Origin of the sequence: Mucilaginibacter sp. L3T2-6 (assembly GCF_030519355.1) — a bacterium.
In the GTDB taxonomy this organism is placed as follows: domain Bacteria; phylum Bacteroidota; class Bacteroidia; order Sphingobacteriales; family Sphingobacteriaceae; genus Mucilaginibacter.
Window position 1 is genome coordinate 172,915 of the sequence record NZ_JAUMKC010000006.1, and the last position, 18,679, is coordinate 191,593.

Consider the following 18,679-nt stretch of genomic DNA (forward strand, 5'->3'; position numbering starts at 1 on the left):
GCAAGATTAATCGATAGCGCAGCTTAAGTCCTCTCCTTTGGAGAGGATTTAGGTGAGGCGAAGCGGAAGCTAATGGTTGCGTATTTTTTGTTAACTTGTCTACATGCGTAGTATTAAGAATATATCGTTTAGTGTGATGCTGTGTTTGCCCTGCCTTTTCGGATATGCACAGGGGCGTGTCGATATGCGCTCACTTTTGCGCGAGATAGTGGATTACAACGCCATGGCTAGATGGCCCGCGCCTGCGTATCATGAAATACAGGCCAGCAGCTACGACCGTAAATCGCTGGCTCCCGGTCAGTCCGGCTGGTTTGCCAATGGCGATGCATCCCAATATATCCGTATGGAAAAAAACGGCGGCAGAACGGAGCATGTAATGATGGAAGCCGATGGTCCGGGTGCAATAGTACGCTTTTGGCTGACAACGTTTAAACGGAACGGTACGTTAAGGATTTATTTCGATAACCAAGCCGAACCAACCGTTACGATACCTGCATACGATTTAATGCGAAACGGACTGGGAATCGGTCAACCTTTGCTACAGCCTCATTCCAGTTATGAGCCAAAAGAGAAAGGCGGCAGTACGCTATATCTGCCAATGCCATTTGCCAAACATTGCAAAATAACTTTTGAGGATAAGGATACCGATGATCAGCCAAGATATTATCAGATAAATTACCGGGTGTATAATGAGGATGCTAAAGTGAAAACATTTAGCGTCGACCAGGTGGCATCAGCTAAATCGCTTATCGATTCGGTGAATGAGAAGCTGCGGCATCCGGGAATGCCATCGGGACAAAAAATCAGTCTGAGCAAAACAATCGGCACTGAAAAGCCGCTTGCTTTGAACTTGCCTGCCGGTACTCATGCTGTTAAGCAAATCGCAATCCAGTTGAAAGACATTAGCACGCAGGCGGATAAGTTAATGGTGGCGATAAAATTTGATGGCAGACGAACTGTATACTGCCCCCTTGGTGATTTTATGGGAAGCGGCAAAGGCGGTAAACCAATAGAAAGCTGGTACCGTAGCGTCACAAAAGACGGTAATATCGATTTAAGATGGGTGATGCCATACCGAAAGTCGGCAAGCATTACATTGGTAAATACATCTTCGGAAGATATGCCTGTTACACTTACCGCAGTTACTGAAAATTGGAAATGGGATAGCCATTCTCTTTACTTTCATGCTGATTGGAAAGAAGGACACGATATCCCTGTCCGCAAGGAAGAAAAAGATAACCCCATTGAATGGAACTTTAATACCATCAAGGGCCGCGGCATGTTTATGGGCGATACTTTCGCCGTGGATAACCTGATGCACACCTGGTACGGCGAAGGCGACCAGAAATATTGGGTGGACGGCAATATCTTTCCGTCGGAATACGGCACAGGGACAGAAGATTACTATAATACCTCGTGGGCGCCGGTAGTACTTTACCAAACGCCATTCGCCAATGCCCCACGGGCTGATAACAGCGACTCATTCGGGGCAAACACGTTTACCCGTACACGCAACCTCGACAGGGTGCCGTTCCACAATAATTTCAAATATGATTTGGAAATGCTCGGCTGGCAAAACGGGGAAATCAATGCATCAGCCGTTACCTATTGGTATGGCGATATTGCACAAAAAACAAAAGCAAACTCAACAAGGAAAAACAATAAACGCTAAATGACCATGATAAGAAACAGATTATTAATTCTTTCACTGCTTGCTATTTCGCTTCGGGGAATGGCGCAGGACGCTACACCACCTACGCCGCAATGGCGGCCTGTATACCACTTTACACCCGATAAATACTGGACCAACGACCCCAACGGGTTAATTTACCTGAATGGCAAATTCCAGCTGTACTATCAGCATAATCCGCAGGAAAATAAATGGGGTCACATGAGCTGGGGCCATGCTGAAAGTGCCGACCTGGTGCACTGGAAACATCTGCCCGTGGCCATTCACGAAGTAGTTACCAGGGATACTACCGTTTATATTTATTCAGGCTCGGCAGTCATCGACAAAAATAACACCAGCGGTTTTGGCAAAAATGGTAAGGGGCCTATCGTGGCTATCTTCACAGGAGATTTGCCTAAACAACACAAAGAAGCACAATACATAGCCTATAGTAATGATAACGGTATGTCGTATAAATTATATGACAAGGACCCCGTTATCGACTTGAATATGCGCGACTTCCGGGACCCTAACGTCTTTTGGTTTGCGCCAAAAAAACAGTGGATCATGACCGTGTCGATGGTGAACGAACACATGGTGCGTTTTTATGGTTCTAAAGACTTAAAGCACTGGGAAAAGCTTAGTGATTTTGGCCCGGCGGGTTATACTAAAAATGGATGGGAATGCCCATCGATGCTGCCGCTTCCGGTTAATGGTAACCCGGCCAATACAAAATACGTGCTGTTTGTATCGAACTTTGGCGAGCATGGCCCGCAGATGCAATACTTTGTGGGCGATTTTGATGGAACTAAATTTACTAACCTGAACCCTGCTGAAAAAATGCTGCGCGTAGATTACGGCGACTGCTTTTACGCTGCTATCGCCTGGCGTGATGCACCGGCAAATAAAAAGATATTGATAGGCTGGCTGATCAATGGTAAGCCGGAAACTTCTCCATGGAAAGGCCAGATGTCTATACCAAGGGATTTGTCGCTAAGGAACACCGCGGATGGTATCCGTCTTTTCCAAAACCCGGCTGCTATCATTACCAATTCGTTATCTAAATATGCAAAGGGGGCCGTAATATCAAAAACAAATTTGCCCGTGAGCGGCGCTATGAAACTGAACGGCGCTTCGCATCTTAACGCCAATTCCTATTGGATAGATGCCGAAATACAGCCGGGTAAATCGGAGAAAAGCGGGTTCATTGTAGCATCTGATGCCGATGGCTCAAAAAAGATCGAGGTTGGATATAATGCAGCAAGTAAAGAAATTTATGTCGACTGCTCCACTGCGGAAAACGCCAATAAGGACAAACGCAACCTTCTACAAACCGCCCCGGTAAATGCCGTTAACGGCGTTATCAGGCTGCGTGTGCTGGTCGATAAATCGTCGCTTGAAGTATTCGGCAATGGCGGCGAACAGGTGATATCGACCATGATCTACCCCGATAAAGACGCAACCGGCCTTTCAGCATTTGCTTCTGGAACAGCTGTTTTCAAAACGCTGAAAATTTGGGACATGGATAGATAGGAGTCTTTAGTCGTTAGCACTGAGTCTTAAGTCAGAACTTTTTCAGACTCGAGACTCTTCACAATAAATTGGCTTACCGGGAGCGCCTGCCCAACAGACGCCCCGGTATTTTTATATAAATGTGGTTTTGACGGTTAAAATTTTTAATTTGGCCGATATTTACTTACATACACCTAAAAACTATGAGAACTGTTTTTAAAGCTATTGCCATAACGGCGATAAGCGCCTGTTCGCTAACTGCTTTGCGAGCACAGGTTTATAAAATGCCTGCTTATCCCCTCATCAGCCATAATACTTACTTCAGTATATGGTCTAATACCGACAAGCTATACGATTCACCAACCCAGCACTGGACCGGCAAAGACCAGTCGCTTGAGGGAATAATAAAAGTAGATGGCGAATACTATCATTTTATGGGAAATGAACCGCCTGAACTAAAATCAATTTTAGCAGCAGGCGATGAGGAAACCTATAACTGCCGCTACCTGGTTGATGCTGCGCCGGATAAAGGGTGGGAACAACCCTCATTTGATGATAATGGCTGGAAAACTGGCAAAGGCCCTTTTGGCGATGACCGCATCAGCAACGGAACTAAATGGACAGGAAAAGACATCTGGCTGCGCCGTAAATTTTCGCTGAGTGAAATACCTGGTGGAAAACTTATTCTTAGAAATTATCACGATGATGATGCCGAGTATTATTTAAACGGCCACCTGGTTGCATCGCGCCCGGGCGCTAACGGTGATTACGAAATGTTTGAGCTGCCCGCCGAAGCAAAAAACTTTATGGTTAAAGGCGAAAACGTATTAGCCGTGCATTGCCATAATACCGGCGGCGGCACCATGATTGACGCCGGGATTTCGGTAGAAGTGAAGCACGATTTGTTCGCCGGTATTAAAACTGCCGGGCAGGTTAGCGTTACCGTCAACGCCACTCAAACCATATATCATTTTAACTGTGGCCCTGTGAAATTAAGGGTAGCGTTTACCTCGCCGCTGATATTGAATGATCTTTCGTTATTGTCGCTGCCGGTATCATATATCAGCTACCAGGCACAAGCTACCGATGGAAAAAAGCATGACGTAAGCATACTTACCGCTGCAAGCTCCAATATCGCTGCTGATGTGGCATCGCAAACCGTCAAAGCTCAAAAATATTCGGCATCGGGTATGCAGATCCTGAAGGCGGGAACGGTTGAACAGCCGGTATTGAAAAAGAAAGGCGATAATGTCCGGATTGATTGGGGATATATGTACGTGGCCGTCCCTGCCAGCACTAAGGCTATGCAGACCGTAGTTGAGAGTGGCAGGATAGTAAGCGCATTTACTGAAAATAAATGGCCGGAAAGCGTAAAAGAAGGTAAGCGCCTGATGCTGAGTACTGTGCAAAATCTTGGTGCAGTTGGATCCGCCCCGGTTTCTCAATTTTTGGAATTGGGCTATGATGAACTGCAATCCATTCAATACTTTGGCACTAACCTGAAACCATGGTGGAGGAACACGCCTGGTGCTACCATGGAAAAGGTACTGGCTAACGCCGCTGCACAGTATAAAACCACTATTGCGAAATGTGATGCAACTGATAAAAAAATCTACAACGATGCTTTGGCAGCCGGTGGCGAAACTTATGCCAAACTATGCGTGATGGCGTATCGCCAAAGTATTTCGGCACATCAACTGGTGAAAAGCCCGGCGGGTGAGATCCTTTGGTTGTCCAAAGAAAATTTCAGCGGGGGCTTCATCAATACGGTGGATGTTACCTATCCGTCGGCGCCGTTGTACCTTATCTATAACCCAAAGCTGATGGAAGGCATGCTGAACGGAATATTTTATTTTTCGGAAAGCGGCAGGTTTAAGCATGATTTTGCAGCGCATGACCTGGGCGTATATCCGCAGGCCAATGGACAGTTGTATGGAGAGGGCATGCCGGTTGAGGAATCCGGAAATATGATTATTTTGACCAACGCAATAGTTAGGGCTGAGCACAATCCGGCTTACGCCCGCAAACATTGGAAGGCCCTGACTACCTGGGTAAACTACCTCGCCAAGTTTGGCCTCGATCCGGGCAACCAGCTTTGTACTGATGACTTTGCCGGTCACCTGGCCCATAATGCTAATCTTTCCGTTAAAGCTATAGTAGCTATAGGCTCTTATGCGCAGATGGCTGCTGCTTTAGGGGATGCCAAAACCGCCGCCAAATACAAAGCGATGGCTGGGGATATGGCTAATCAATGGGTAGCAAAAGATAATGCCGGCGACCATTATGCCCTGGTATTCGACAACAAGGACACCTGGAGCCAGAAATACAACATGGTGTGGGATAAGGTGTTTAAGTTAAACCTGTTTCCTCAGAAAGTTTATGATACCGAAATCAGCTATTACCTGAAGCACCAGAATGCTTTTGGTCTGCCGCTGGATAGCCGTAAAACCTACACCAAATCTGATTGGATATTGTGGACAGCTGCCATGACCAGCAATAGCAAAGATTTTAACGAACTGATTACCCCGGTTTACAAATATGCTACCGAAACATCGTCGCGTGTACCGTTAAGCGACTGGCACGAAACTACCAATGGTAAGCAGGTCGGTTTCCAGGCACGCAGCGTGGTAGGGGGATATTTTATGAAGAGTTTGCTGAAAAAGTAGCATCTTCCGCAACTCACAAAAGCGCCCTGAACAAGAGAAGCAAGTTATCCGCCGCTTGCTTTTCTTGTTTACGGCAATTATATCAGGCGGCCGCTTTAGTAATCGCGTGTACTAATCTCTCCTGCATATACCGCGCCCAACCGGTTGAACATGCGTCGTAACATTCAAAAGCAGGAACAAGGCCGATGTGCGTGAACACAATTTTAGTTTTGCCTGCATCTTCAAAAATTTCAAAGCTAATCCTGGTGCCTTCCCACTCGTCTGTCGTATCTACAAAGCTAAGATTGGCTTCTGTTACCAGCCAAACCACCTTTTTGCCCGGTATCAGTTCTATCAATTTTTGCTTGGTATAATGGGCGCCGTCACCTGCACGGAAGCTAAACTCGTCGCCCAGCTTTTCTGAGACGCCCTCAAATGATTCGTTATACAGGCCAGACCACCATTCTCTTACATTCAAAATGGTATGGTATGCCTCAGCTGGTCTTTGTTCCACCCAAACGGTGGCAGTAAAATCCTGGTTACTCATGTTATTGTATATTGGTCTTTTAAGTGATAATCTTCAAAGCCAAAATTAACGTCATTACCACCAATGAAAGGATGGTTAAATAGACATTATAACGGGGTAATTTGGACGTCTTGCGGCCGGATTTATTCTAAACAATGGTATAAGGAGCAAGGCTATTTATTGTAGCGGAAGCGCCTGCTTTTGCTGTTTTGAATTAATTTTTATCTCGAAGCTATGCAGGTCCGCTATGAACCGGTAATTAACAACAAAGTTATATTTGTTACAGATGGTCTTGATGATGGCCAGGCCAAGCCCGGTGCCTTCAGATGCTTTGCTTTTATAAAATCTGTCGAATATCCGGTGCTCATCCAGCATATCGCCATTACCTGTGTTTTGAAATGTTAGCGTTTCGGTTGTTAGCCGGATTCTTATCTCGCCGTGTTCCCTGTTGTGACGGATAGCATTGCTGAACAAATTGTTTATCAGTATTTCGGCGAGATGCCTGCTGGCATTAATTTCTACATCCTCCATCTCAAAATTTACATCAATACTCTTGCTTTGTATCATTTCCTGGAACAGCTGAAATTTTTCGTTTATAACGTTCTTCATATTCAACGCTTCGTTGTCGTGTAACAGGTCATTTTCGATTTTTACAAGCAATAAAAGAGATTGGTTTAAATGAGAAAGCCGGTTTGTTGCCGCATACAAATCGGCAATCTGCATGTATTGATCAGGCCGCAATGATTCATCCTGTATTAATATATCCAATTTGGAAGTGATGAGAGATAACGGAGTCATGATCTCGTGAGCCGCATTTTCGGTAAAAGTTTTCAGCCCTTTATATTCCTCCGTAACACGGGCCGACATTTTTTCTATGGCATCGTTCAACTGCTTAAATTCGTCAACCTTACTCGCCGTCGCTGTTATCCGGGTATGGTCAGCAGCATTAAATTCCTGAACTTTTCCTAACGCAGCATAAAACGGCTCCCAAAGGCCCTTTAAAAAATATTTATGAGTAACAATCAGTACCGTAAGTAATATGGCGGCAAGTGCCAGGGTGATAACTGAAATAATCTGTAACAGGTATTCGGTATTTTCCCTCGATTCAGATATGGTTACCAGGTAACGTTGTGGTGATATGGTTACAAGAAAGGTTACAGCCCGGCCGCTTTCATTTTTTTTCTCCTTTTTGTTAAAGTAAGGCGTGTCAAAAAAGCGGGTTTCATAGTTGCTCAGGCTGGTTTTAATCACAGAGGTCTGGTCCTGGTCGAAATCAACTGGTTTAGGTAGCCGATGATGCCGGTTAACATAACCTACAAATTCAGCAACTTCTTCGGAAAGGTCTCCGTCCAATTGTTGTCTTGCTATGCTGCTGATAGTGTAATAGTAAACGAATGCCGATATGGTTAAAACCAGCAGACTTATCAGCACGCTTGCCCTGGTATAGTGCGAGGCTAATTTCATTGTTAAAAAAATTTATAGCCTACGCCATAAACCGAAGAAAAAAAGTCTCTCCCCGTTAGATCCGTTAACTTTTTACGCAGGTTTTTTATATGCGTGTAAATGAAATCAAAACTGTCGAGCATGTCCATTTCATCGCCCCAAAGATGTTCGGCAATGGCGTTTTTCGATACTACTTTCCCTTTGTTTGCTATGAAATAAAGCAGCATGTCGAACTCTTTTTTAGTAAAAGTAACCGGCGTTTTGTTGATACTTACATTCCGGCCGTTTAAGTCAATCTCTATCTCTTTATAAGTGAGCACGCTTCCGGCGCCTAATGTTTTTCTTCTGAATACAGCCAGCACCCGGGCTTTCAGTTCTGCCAGATGAAAGGGTTTGGTAAGGTAGTCGTCAGCGCCGGTGTTGAGCCCTTTGGTCTTATCATCAACCGAATTTCGTGCCGATATGATCAGCACACAATCACTTTTGCCATTCTGGCGTAAATAATCCAAAACACCGAAGCCCTCACCGTCCGGAAGACCTATATCTAAAAGAATACAATCATAATCATATAAGGCAATTTTTTCCAAAGCGGACTTTAGGTCGTTGCAGGCCTCGCAGATATTTCCGTCTTCAGTAAAATACTTTTTAATGGTTTCGCGTAATCCTTGCTCGTCTTCAATTATCAGCAGTTTCACATTTTTTTTAGCCTAAAAGTACAAAACGATTTTGAAGTAAAATTGAAGCCTGCAATTTACTTACGAGATAACCACAGAAAGCTCCGGTCATCTTAATTCATCAAAAATAACGGGGATACGCCCGGAAATCAGCTTTTGAGGTGATTAATATCATTTATTAACCCATAGTTAACGGGTAATTTTGATAACGTTATTCACTTTGATGTGTAATTATGAAAACTATCCTTGTAATAAATGATTTCTCAGCCGAGGCAGCAAACGCTATCAATTTTGCGTTTAGTATCGCAAAAAAAGTTAAGGCAGATATTCTGGTGGCCGATACCGTATTTTGCTCCAGGACGATAGAGGTAAAAAGTTTACAACTTGCCGGGAGCTATACAGGGCATGAAGCAACTGATCCGGAAGTAACATCATTTGAGCCAGATGCTTACTATCCCGCAATTAATAACCTTGATGTGTCGGGGTTTAGTGAAGACGAACTGGCTGGGCTGATTATCAAGAACGGTATATGGCTGATGGTAAAGGGAATTTCTGCTAATGCGCACGATATCGCTTCAGACTCTCACCTGAACGCCCAGGGTATTCTGAACAGGGTAAGGTGCCCGTTGCTTTTAGTTCCTGAAAACTTTAAACCGCGGGATTTTGAACGGTTAACGTATGTGGCCGATTTAAGATATTGCCGGTTACAAATTGTTAAGTATCTCGCTGAGCTGGCTGCACCCTATGATGCATTGCTGCAGATTGCCAATATTGCCGCCAAAGGCATGCCGGAAATGGATGTAAACTATTCGAAGGTTTTATTTAACGAAATAATTGGCCTTAACATTCAATATGATAATCTTCTGCTGAATAACATTAGGGAAAGGGATTTAAAAAAGGCCATTGACGTGATGGTAAATGCCCTGCATACTGATTTACTGATATTAGTAAACCACCGTTTCCATTTCGAGGAGGTTTTTGGAAGATACCTGCCAGATACACTTCCCCAAAACATGAACGTTCCATTGCTGGTGTTCCCATGTTAACAGTATGTTTGCAACTAAACCGGTAAACCCGCCTGCCCCTTTTCTCAAAAATTTCTGGAATATCAGTGTTGATTCGGCCATTCAGGAGCTGCAAAGCGGGACTGGCGGACTTGAAGCTGGTGAGGCCGCCGCCAGGTTAAGGCTTTACGGCAAAAACACACTTAAGTCATCTGATAAAAAAACGGGATTGGTGCTTTTTCTTGCGCAATTTAAAAGCCCGGTAACTTTACTCTTGATAATAGCATCTTTAATTTCGGCTGGTCTGGGTGATGCAACAGACACCGCTATTATATTTATTATTGTTCTGATAAGTGGCTTGCTTGGTTTTTTACAGGAGCGGGGTGCAGCCAATGCCATAAATGAATTGCTTAAAATGGTACAATTGCATTGTACAGTTTTACGAAATTCAATAAACGTCACCGTGCCCGCAGAGAAGGTTGTAACAGGCGATATTATTTGCCTGAGCGCGGGCGATGTTATACCTGCAGATAGCCTGGTGATGGAAGCGGTTGCCTTGTTTGTAGACGAGGCCGTATTTACGGGCGAAACTTTTCCGGTTGAAAAAGCACCAGGCTTGCTGCCCGAAGATACCCCACTGTCAAAGCGATCGAATGTGCTGTTGATGGGCTCGCACGTAGTAAGCGGAACCGCCAGGGCAATTGCCGTAAACACCGGCTGGCATACAGAATTAGGAAAAATATCCGACAGCCTGCGTGCCAAAATTCCTGAAACTGATTTTGAAAGAGGTATCCGCAGGTTTGGCTATATGTTAATGGAGATTACCCTGCTGCTGGTAATCATTATTTTTGCTTTGAACGTTTATCTTCATAAGCCTGTCTTAGATTCATTTTTGTTCTCACTTGCATTAGCCGTTGGATTAACGCCGCAATTACTGCCCGCCATCATCGGCGTTAATTTGTCTGCCGGCGCCAGGCACATGGCCCTCAAAAAAGTAATTGTAAAACGCCTGTCATCTATAGAAAATGTGGGCAGCATGAATATTCTTTGTTCCGATAAAACCGGCACTATAACTGAAGGTAAAGTAAAACTAAAAAGCACTTTAGATATTAACGGCGGCAATGGTTCAAAAGTAATGCAGTATGCCTGGCTGAATGCTTCCATGCAAAAAGGGTTCCGAAACCCGATAGACGATGCAATTTGCGAATACTATTCCGGCGATGCCGGTGCTTACACTGTTCGCTCAGAGATTCCGTATGACTTTATCCGCAAAAGGTTAACAGTAGTGATCAACCATGGCGCAAGCAATATTGCCATTACCAAGGGGGCATTAAACAATGTGCTTGCGGTTTGCGACATGGCGGAGACTGCCGATGGTAAAGTAGCTAATATCTTAGACCATAAAGCGCATATAATCCGCCGTTACGAAGAGTTGAGCAATGCCGGGTACCGCACATTGGGAGTAGCTTATAAAATAACAGAACAAGACAAGTTTGAGCGGGATGATGAAAATAAAATGGTGTTTCTTGGCTTTGTCACTTTTTTCGATCCTCCGAAGGCCGGTGTCGCATCAACCATCGCTAACCTGCGCGATCTCGGCGTATCACTCAAAATTATTACCGGCGACAACGCGCTTGTAGCCAAAAGCCTGGCGATACAAATAGGGATGCATTCGCCAAAAATATTAACCGGCGGCGAATTAAAGCAGATGAGCAATGCTGCTTTTAAACAGCAGGCGCCAAAGACCGACATTTTCGCCGAGGTGGAGCCTAACCAGAAAGAGCATATCATCTTTGTGTTGAAGCAGACCGGGAATGTGGTAGGCTTTATGGGCGACGGGATTAACGATGCGCCCGCGCTGCATGCGGCCGATGTAGGTATTTCCGTAAACACTGCGGTCGACGTGGCAAAGGAAGCTGCCGATATTGTTCTGCTTAACCAGGACCTGGATGTTTTAAGCAATGGTATTATAGAAGGCCGCAAAACCTTTACCAATACCATGAAATATATTTTTATGGCTACCAGCGCCAATTTCGGCAACATGTTCAGCATGGCCGGGGCGTCGTTATTTTTGCCGTTCCTGCCTTTATTGCCTAAACAGATACTGCTGACTAACCTGATGACCGATTTCCCGGAAATGGCTATTGCGACTGATAACGTGGATGATATAGCCATACAAAAGCCGCAGCGTTGGGATTTGAGGTTTATCAGGCGGTTCATGCTTACGTTCGGTCTGCTAAGCTCTTTGTTTGATTATCTTACCTTCGGCCTTTTATTGCTTGTGATGCATGCCGGGGAGAAGACTTTTCAAACCGGGTGGTTTATCGAGTCGGTAATATCTGCCGACTCAATTGTGCTCGTTGTTCGTACGCGAAAGCCATTCTTTAAAAGCTTGCCGGGCAAATATTTGCTGACGGCTACACTTGTTGTTTTATCAGTCGTTTTGCTTATCCCGGTTACACCTGCGGCGCAGTGGTTTGGGTTCGGCCGGCTACCTGCAGCATACTATGGCTGGACTTTACTAATAATTTCAGGTTATGTAATATCGGCAGAGTATGCAAAAAAGTGGTTTTATAAAAGGGCTAAAATCAATTCGCATGCCGGTCGCGTTAATTCGCTACCGCCCGCATAAATTCATTGATAGCCTCAAGCGAGTGACAGCCGTAATTTTTGTCGTGCTTAATTTTACAGGCCATATTTTTTACAACAGCCTGTACCTTCGTTTCATATTTGTACGATACCGCCTTATCGGTTTTCTTTGTAACGGCTAACTGTTGCCTGTAAATATCACTTAGTGTTGTTTTAACAGCTTTTAGTACCGGGCTTATTTTGTGCATTTCGTACCAGTCTAAAAAGTCTGCCATACAGTCTCTTATAATTGCCAATGCCTTTGGTAATTCGGAACGTCGTTTTTGCAGGTTCTCATCCGTAGCTTTTGATAATTCATCTACATTAATCAGGGTTACATTTGGCAGGGCAGATACAGCGGGGTCTACATTATAGGGTATTGATAAATCCAATATTAATTTTTTTTCTGTGCCTTGAAAATCTTTTGCTGATACAAGAGGCTGCAACGCGCTGGTGGCAACAAGTATAATGTCAGATATGTTCAGGTACGCAGACAGGTCATCCATGGACGCGTAGTTCAGGTCAAGTTCGGCTGCCAATACCGCTGCTCTATCCATGCTTCTGTTAATCAGTGTAATATCGGCCTCGCCAAAATAGTCAACAAGGTTTTTACAAGTATTGCGGCCAATTTTACCTGCGCCTATCACTAATATTTTGTGTTTACTGTTTGATGAAATATGCTGCTTGAGGTATTGCACAGCAGTAAATGAAACTGACACGCTTCCGCTACTCAAATCAGTAGAGTTTTTTATCAGTTTTGAGGCCTGCAGAACATGATCGGACAAACGCTGCATAAAGGGATTGATAAAGCCATTATCGGATGAAAATTTTATGGCCTTTTTAAGCTGCCCGATAATCTCGTAATCCCCGAGTATTTGCGAGTCAAGCCCGGCCCCAACCTTGAAAAGATGTTCCGCAGCATCCCTGCCATTTTTTACATACGCCAGTTGTGTAAAGGTTCGCTTGTCTCCGGTTGTTTGTGAACAAAGCAGTTCGGTTAAACAATCCGGATTATCGGCGAAGCCATAAATTTCGGTGCGGTTACATGTTGAGAGTATAAAAAAGCTGTCGACACCATAATCAGGCGCGGAATTTATAATTTTTGAATATTGATCGGTGTTAATGGCAAACCTGCCTCGCATTTCGCCATCGCTTTTTTTATAATTAATCCCTGCAACAAAAAAATTAGTAAGCATTAACGGGTGCGCAACTATCATCGGTTTTAAATATCGCTTTTCGCTTGAAAAAAATTCACGGCGTAAAAGTGGCGTTCCAGATAATTTTTCATGCTGATAACGGTCATATCAGGAAATGACCATCGTCACAATTTTTGCCATTTGTCTGATATGCGCCGATTGTGACAAAGGTCATTTGCAGGATTGACATTTATCATTCAGGAACCGGCTGCCGCTGAACAATTTTGTACAAAAAGCTTTCAATGACCAAATCCGAAATTATATTCCTTGATGGGCCTCATTCCCGCCTTAAAGAACTGAAGTTTACATTCGAAACCATGTGGGAGCTTGTAAAAGGGTTTAGGGCATTGCACTTTATCGGGCCATGCATAACAGTGTTCGGTTCGGCCCGTTTTCGTGAGGATCACCCATATTATCAACTTACCCGAGAAGCGTCAGCAGCATTTGCAAAGCTTGGATTTACCATATTAACCGGCGGCGGGCCTGGCTTAATGGAAGCCGCCAACCGCGGCGCCAAAGATGTAAACGGCAAGTCGGTGGGGTGTAACATCGAGTTGCCGAAAGAGCAGCTCCCAAATAAGTACCTTGATAAATGGGTTTCTGTTAAGCACTTTTTTTTGCGTAAAATTCTTCTGGTTAAGTATTCGTTTGCGTTTGTGGTAATGCCGGGTGGTTATGGCACTATGGACGAATATTTTGAGGCCCTGACACTTATTCAAACACGTAAGATTGAAAATTTTCCCGTCATTATTTTCGGTAAAGAATATCACAAAGAACTATTACAGCATATTGAGCTGATGCGGCAAAATGACACCATCGGGCAAAATGATAACCGTTTGTTTTTGGTTACCGATGATATTGAAGAGGCTGTGGCGCTGATTAAAGAAAAAAGTATAAAGCAGTATGGGCTTAAACCCAAAAACCCTGTTAAACCATTTAAATGGTTGTTTGAACATGACTGATTAAGGAACCTGTCTGAATAAACATCCATTATACCAATCAACTGCACGGGTGCGCCTGTAATGGCGCATCCGTTTTTAGAAGGCAGTATGTATTCAATCATACCAGACTGTGATACCTGTCATTATTTAAACAACTGGATCGCCCCAACTTTACATAGTTAAATTAAGACTATGACAAGTATAACGAAACAGGTTAAAAATGCACTTTTACTAATAATGCTCCCACTGCTATCTATGGCGGCGTTGGCTGGCTTGCCTGCGGGGCAATCATTTGCCGCATCATTACACAAGACCCCGAACGCCGATACTACAGTTACAACAGCGATTAGAGAGCTACTTGCAGATAATAAGCCGAACCTAAAAATATACTTTCCCGAATCGGTAAAACGGTTCTACCGGCAAAGGGACTTTGCACCGGGCTGGGTAAACCCGCAGAACCGTGATCAAAAAACGTGGGAGTCGATGATGCTACTGGATTGTGTGCTACAGTACGGCCTTGCACATGCAGATTATCATCCGGCAGATATTATATACTCCCGCCTTCACGATATCCTGGAACGACCAGCAACTGTTAGCAGCGCCGGCAAGGCACAATATGATATCCTGCTTACCGATGCGATGATTACTTTTATCAATCACCTGCATTTCGGTAAACTTAATCCCGATTTTCCGGCCAAAAAGATAGACCGAATGACTGCGGACTTCCGGGCAGACATTATTTTGGCGAACGCATTACAGCAGCGTGATTATACAAGGGCAATTTTAGATGTTCAGCCGAAAACAAAGGAATACGAAGATTTACAGCGGCGCATGCATTTGCTCGAAGGTGTTTACCAGGGCGATTGTTACGAGATACCCCAGGCCGAAATAAGGAAAATCGCCATAAACATGGAACGCCTGCGCTGGATGAATATCGACGGCGGTTCCTACATACACATCAATATCCCTTCATTCACTCTTAAATTTCATCGTCCCGATATGGTGTATGAATTTAAAATTGTGGCGGGGAAGCCGGCTACTCCAACCCCGGTAGTAACAAATTCAATAACTTATTTCACCGTTGGTTATAAACGCAGGCCCGGCAATATGCCAGGATTGCGGATAAATAAAGAAAACGAATACCAGGGAAATAATACAATAAACAATTACACCTTACGCGGAACCCAACCTGGCGCCATATTTTTTTGGCAGGCTAACAACAAAGGAATAACCTTACTGGGGCTGGGCAAGGCGAAGATGCCTGTAAACAAAGCCCAGGCTATTACTGACGGGACAATTAAAATAGAAAATGGCAGAAAACTGGCCGCCCTTTTGCTTGAAAATGATAAAACCGCGGCACGAATAAAAGAGATGCAGACAGCCCTTAATGCCGGACAAATGAAAAACTTTATGTTACAAACACCGGTGCCGTTAAGGATAACTTATATAACCTGCGAAATGAAGGATGGGGTATTGGTAACCTATCCCGATGTATATAATAAGGATAAGAAACTCGAAATGGCGTTATATAACACTAATCAGGCCTTAACCATGCGTTAGTAAGGCGTGCGCGGTACTACTATATCTGCGGGTTACTAATACGTATAATATGCCAGCACAACTAATGAATGCAATGGTGCTCGAAAAACAGCAGCAGCACCTGGTTCATAAAATATTACCGGTACCTGCTCCTGATGCCAGCCAGTTGCTTATTAAAGTTATGGCCTGCGGCATTTGCCGGACGGACCTGCATATTATTGATGGCGACCTGACCAGCCCGAAACTGCCTTTAATACCAGGGCACGAAATTGTGGGTAAGGTTACTGGTATAGGTAAACACGTTACTGGGTATGCTCTTAATGATATAGTTGGTATTCCATGGGTGGGGCATACCTGCGGGAAATGTAAATTTTGCAAGGCCGGTAAAGAAAATCTTTGCGATAATGCGCTGTTTACCGGTTACACCATTGATGGCGGATTTGCCGAATACACCGTTGCAGATGCCCGCTTCTGCTTTCCGCTCAGTTTGGAGCAAAGCAAGCCGGGTGCTGCACCATTGCTCTGTGCCGGGTTGATCGGTTACCGGTCGTACCGCATGATTAATAAAGATGCTCGGAACATAGGCATTTATGGCTTTGGCGCCGCCGCTCATATTTTAACTCAAATTGCTGTCGCACAGGGTAAAAGCATTTATGCCTTCACAAGAGAAGGCGACAAGGCCTCCCAGGCTTTTGCATTAAAAATGGGCGCCTGTTGGGCAGCCGGTAGCGATGCGGTTGCGCCGCTAAAACTGGATGCGGCCATTATATTTGCCGCGGCCGGAGAATTAATACCAAAGGCTTTGCGTGATGTTGACAAAGCAGGTGAAGTGATTTGCGGAGGGATACACATGAGCCCAATACCCTCTTTTTCATACGATATATTATGGCAGGAGCGGTGTGTGCGATCGGTAGCAAATTTAACCAGGGATGACGGTTTAAGTTTTTTTAAAACCATAGATAAAATTCCGGTTCATACTGAAACGGAGATTTTTGAATTGCGGCAAGCCAATCATGCTATCGAAAAACTACGATCCGGCAGGATTAATGGCGCCGCTGTTTTGGTGATGGACTAATTACAACCTTGTTTAAGCAAGCCATTCCAGGCTTTTTCATTGTCCTTAGGTTCTATCGCTTACTACCGGGGCTGCCTTAACCCTTGCCCTTGCTGTTCAACGGTCACTTAATAAGGTGACGACGGTCATTACCCGGATGGCCGTATTTAAGCAATTTTACTTCAGCAAATAAATTCAAAGAACAGCAAAATGAAGAATGTACTTATTGCAACCGATTTTTCAGCCAATGCAAAACACGCTGCCTTATACGGATACAGGCTGGCGCAGCGGCTTAAAGCCAACGTTACCTTGTGTAATGCATTTTTAGTACCCTCAGAGATGCCGGAGGCAGGCATGGTTGCATGGCCGCTGTATGAATATGATGAATTGGTTGAAGAAAATGCCAATATGCTTAACAAACTGAAAGCTGAAATGGAGCGATCTGTCGACTCAGAAGTTTTTAAGCCGTTTGTGCATTGCAGGAGCGAAATGGGCCCTGTCATTAGCGTGTTAACAGACCTGGTAGCGAGCGAAAATATTAAACTCACAGTAATGGGCACGCATGGCAATAATGGCTTAAGCGAATTTGTAATAGGCAACCACAGCCGCAGGATGATTAACGACACCACTGTGCCTTTACTGCTTGTACCTGCGCACGCAAAGATGGGCAGCATCAAAAAGATAGCCTTCGCTACCGACTTTAAGCAACCCGCGAAAGATCTCGATTCAATCTATGATTTAATTGCGTTGATACGTCCGCTCAATGCTGAGCTATTGATCACCCATATTCAGGATGACAAAGAAGCCAACCCCGAATTAAAAAAGCAAATCGACGCTTTTATGACCGAGATTTCCAACAAGGCAGATTATCCTGCTATTTATTACCGGGTTGTAAAAGACCATAAAGTAGAAAATGGATTAGAGTGGGTTTATGAGCATGGCCATATTGATATATTGGCTATGGTGCACCGTAAGCATAATTTCCTGGAGCGGCTGGTGCCTGGCAGCTTTACACAAAAAGTGGCACGGGAGATAACTATACCTCTATTAGTCATTCCGGCAAAAGATTAGCATAGAATGAACAGGCTTAAAGATAAAGTGGCCATAGTTACTGGCGCAGCCGGTGGTATTGGCGAAGCCATAGCCAGGTTATTTGCGGAAGAAGGAGCCAAAGTGCTGGCTACCGATGTACAATATAACAAACTGGGGGCTTGGGTGAATGAAGCTAAGAACGCAGGTGCACAAATTGAATTTGCAGAGCTTGATGTAACCGCCCGTGACGATTGGGGGGCGGTGATAGCAAAAGCCATCCTGCTGTTTGGCAAAGTGGATATTCTGATCAATAACGCCGGTAGATATTACCCCGGAACGGCTACCGAAAATATCACAGTGGAAATATGGGACAAAATAATCGCCATCAACCTAACAGGTGCATTTAATGGCACACAGTTGGTTTTACCGCATATGCGGAAAGCGCGGGGCGGGTCGATCGTTAACATATCATCGATTGCAGGGCTTGTCGGAGGTAATGGACCTGCATATACCGCATCAAAAGGCGCATTACGCCTGCTTACCAAAGATAACGCAATTGAGTTTGCCAAAGACAATATCCGGGTCAATTCAATTCATCCCGGCGGGGTGCTTACCCCTATGACGGAATTTATTACTGCCGACGAACATTCCGAAGAGATTATAAAGAACATGTGCCCGATGGGCCGGATAGGTACTCCTGCGGAAATAGCTTATGGAGCGCTGTACCTGGCCTCCGATGAGGCATCATATGTAACCGGCTCTGAGTTGGTAATTGATGGCGGTCTGACGGCCCGATAACTAAAAGTTGCGTACCTT

General features: G+C 44.5%; 14 protein-coding genes. 10 read left to right on the plus strand and 4 right to left on the minus strand.

Translation table 11 applies throughout. The features are described from left to right. Positions 1–103: 103 nt before the first annotated feature. From Q3W13_RS09235 to Q3W13_RS09245, 3 genes are all read left to right on the plus strand, one after another. A complete protein-coding gene (locus Q3W13_RS09235; protein WP_302863153.1) occupies positions 104–1,672 on the plus strand; it encodes a glycoside hydrolase family 172 protein in 1,569 nt (522 codons plus the stop codon). A 6-nt stretch (positions 1,673–1,678) separates the two neighbouring features. After that, complete coding sequence (locus tag Q3W13_RS09240) at positions 1,679–3,202, plus strand: glycoside hydrolase family 32 protein (RefSeq protein WP_302863154.1); 1,524 nt, start codon at positions 1,679–1,681, stop codon at positions 3,200–3,202. A gap of 182 nt (positions 3,203–3,384) precedes the next feature. After that, complete coding sequence (locus tag Q3W13_RS09245; protein WP_302863155.1) at positions 3,385–5,847, plus strand: glutaminase family protein; 2,463 nt, start codon at positions 3,385–3,387, stop codon at positions 5,845–5,847. 82 nt (positions 5,848–5,929) lie between these two features. Here the strand turns inward: Q3W13_RS09245 and Q3W13_RS09250 are convergent, their stop codons facing one another. The 3 genes from Q3W13_RS09250 to Q3W13_RS09260 form a co-directional block, all read right to left on the minus strand. Further along, complete coding sequence (locus Q3W13_RS09250; protein ID WP_302863156.1) at positions 5,930–6,373, minus strand: SRPBCC domain-containing protein; 444 nt, start codon at positions 6,371–6,373, stop codon at positions 5,930–5,932. A 156-nt stretch (positions 6,374–6,529) separates the two neighbouring features. Then, on the minus strand, positions 6,530–7,816 hold the full coding sequence (locus tag Q3W13_RS09255) for a HAMP domain-containing sensor histidine kinase (protein ID WP_302863157.1): 1,287 nt from the start codon (positions 7,814–7,816) through the stop codon (positions 6,530–6,532). 2 nt (positions 7,817–7,818) lie between these two features. Beyond that, on the minus strand, positions 7,819–8,490 hold the full coding sequence (locus Q3W13_RS09260) for a response regulator transcription factor (RefSeq protein WP_302863158.1): 672 nt from the start codon (positions 8,488–8,490) through the stop codon (positions 7,819–7,821). Positions 8,491–8,702: 212 nt separating this feature from the next. Here Q3W13_RS09260 and Q3W13_RS09265 point away from each other — a divergent pair, with 212 nt between their 5' ends. Continuing rightward, complete coding sequence (locus Q3W13_RS09265; protein WP_302863159.1) at positions 8,703–9,515, plus strand: hypothetical protein; 813 nt, start codon at positions 8,703–8,705, stop codon at positions 9,513–9,515. Between the two features lie 4 nt (positions 9,516–9,519). Beyond that, the gene (gene mgtA / locus Q3W13_RS09270; RefSeq protein ID WP_302863160.1) at positions 9,520–12,105 is read left to right on the plus strand and encodes a magnesium-translocating P-type ATPase; all 2,586 of its coding nucleotides are present in this window, start codon (positions 9,520–9,522) and stop codon (positions 12,103–12,105) included. Here mgtA and hemA read toward each other — a convergent pair. Next, positions 12,083–13,318 (minus strand): glutamyl-tRNA reductase, encoded by a 1,236-nt coding sequence (hemA, locus tag Q3W13_RS09275; protein ID WP_302863161.1) that lies wholly within the window; start codon positions 13,316–13,318, stop codon positions 12,083–12,085. The two genes, mgtA and hemA, sit on opposite strands and share 23 nt — an antisense overlap. Before the next feature lie 221 nt (positions 13,319–13,539). Between hemA and Q3W13_RS09280 the strand changes: the two genes are divergently transcribed. The 5 genes from Q3W13_RS09280 (at position 13,540) to Q3W13_RS09300 (ending at position 18,661) form a co-directional block, all read left to right on the plus strand. Beyond that, on the plus strand, positions 13,540–14,259 hold the full coding sequence (locus tag Q3W13_RS09280; RefSeq protein WP_302863162.1) for a TIGR00730 family Rossman fold protein: 720 nt from the start codon (positions 13,540–13,542) through the stop codon (positions 14,257–14,259). 171 nt (positions 14,260–14,430) lie between these two features. Then, positions 14,431–15,798, plus strand: a complete 1,368-nt coding sequence (locus tag Q3W13_RS09285) for a hypothetical protein (protein WP_302863164.1) — start codon at positions 14,431–14,433, stop codon at positions 15,796–15,798. Positions 15,799–15,847: 49 nt separating this feature from the next. Further along, positions 15,848–16,852, plus strand: a complete 1,005-nt coding sequence (locus Q3W13_RS09290) for a zinc-dependent alcohol dehydrogenase family protein (protein WP_302863165.1) — start codon at positions 15,848–15,850, stop codon at positions 16,850–16,852. Between the two features lie 189 nt (positions 16,853–17,041). After that, positions 17,042–17,902, plus strand: coding sequence for a universal stress protein (locus tag Q3W13_RS09295; RefSeq protein ID WP_302863166.1), 861 nt, complete (start codon positions 17,042–17,044; stop codon positions 17,900–17,902). Between the two features lie 6 nt (positions 17,903–17,908). After that, positions 17,909–18,661 (plus strand): SDR family NAD(P)-dependent oxidoreductase, encoded by a 753-nt coding sequence (locus Q3W13_RS09300; protein WP_302863167.1) that lies wholly within the window; start codon positions 17,909–17,911, stop codon positions 18,659–18,661. Positions 18,662–18,679: the final 18 nt, after the last annotated feature.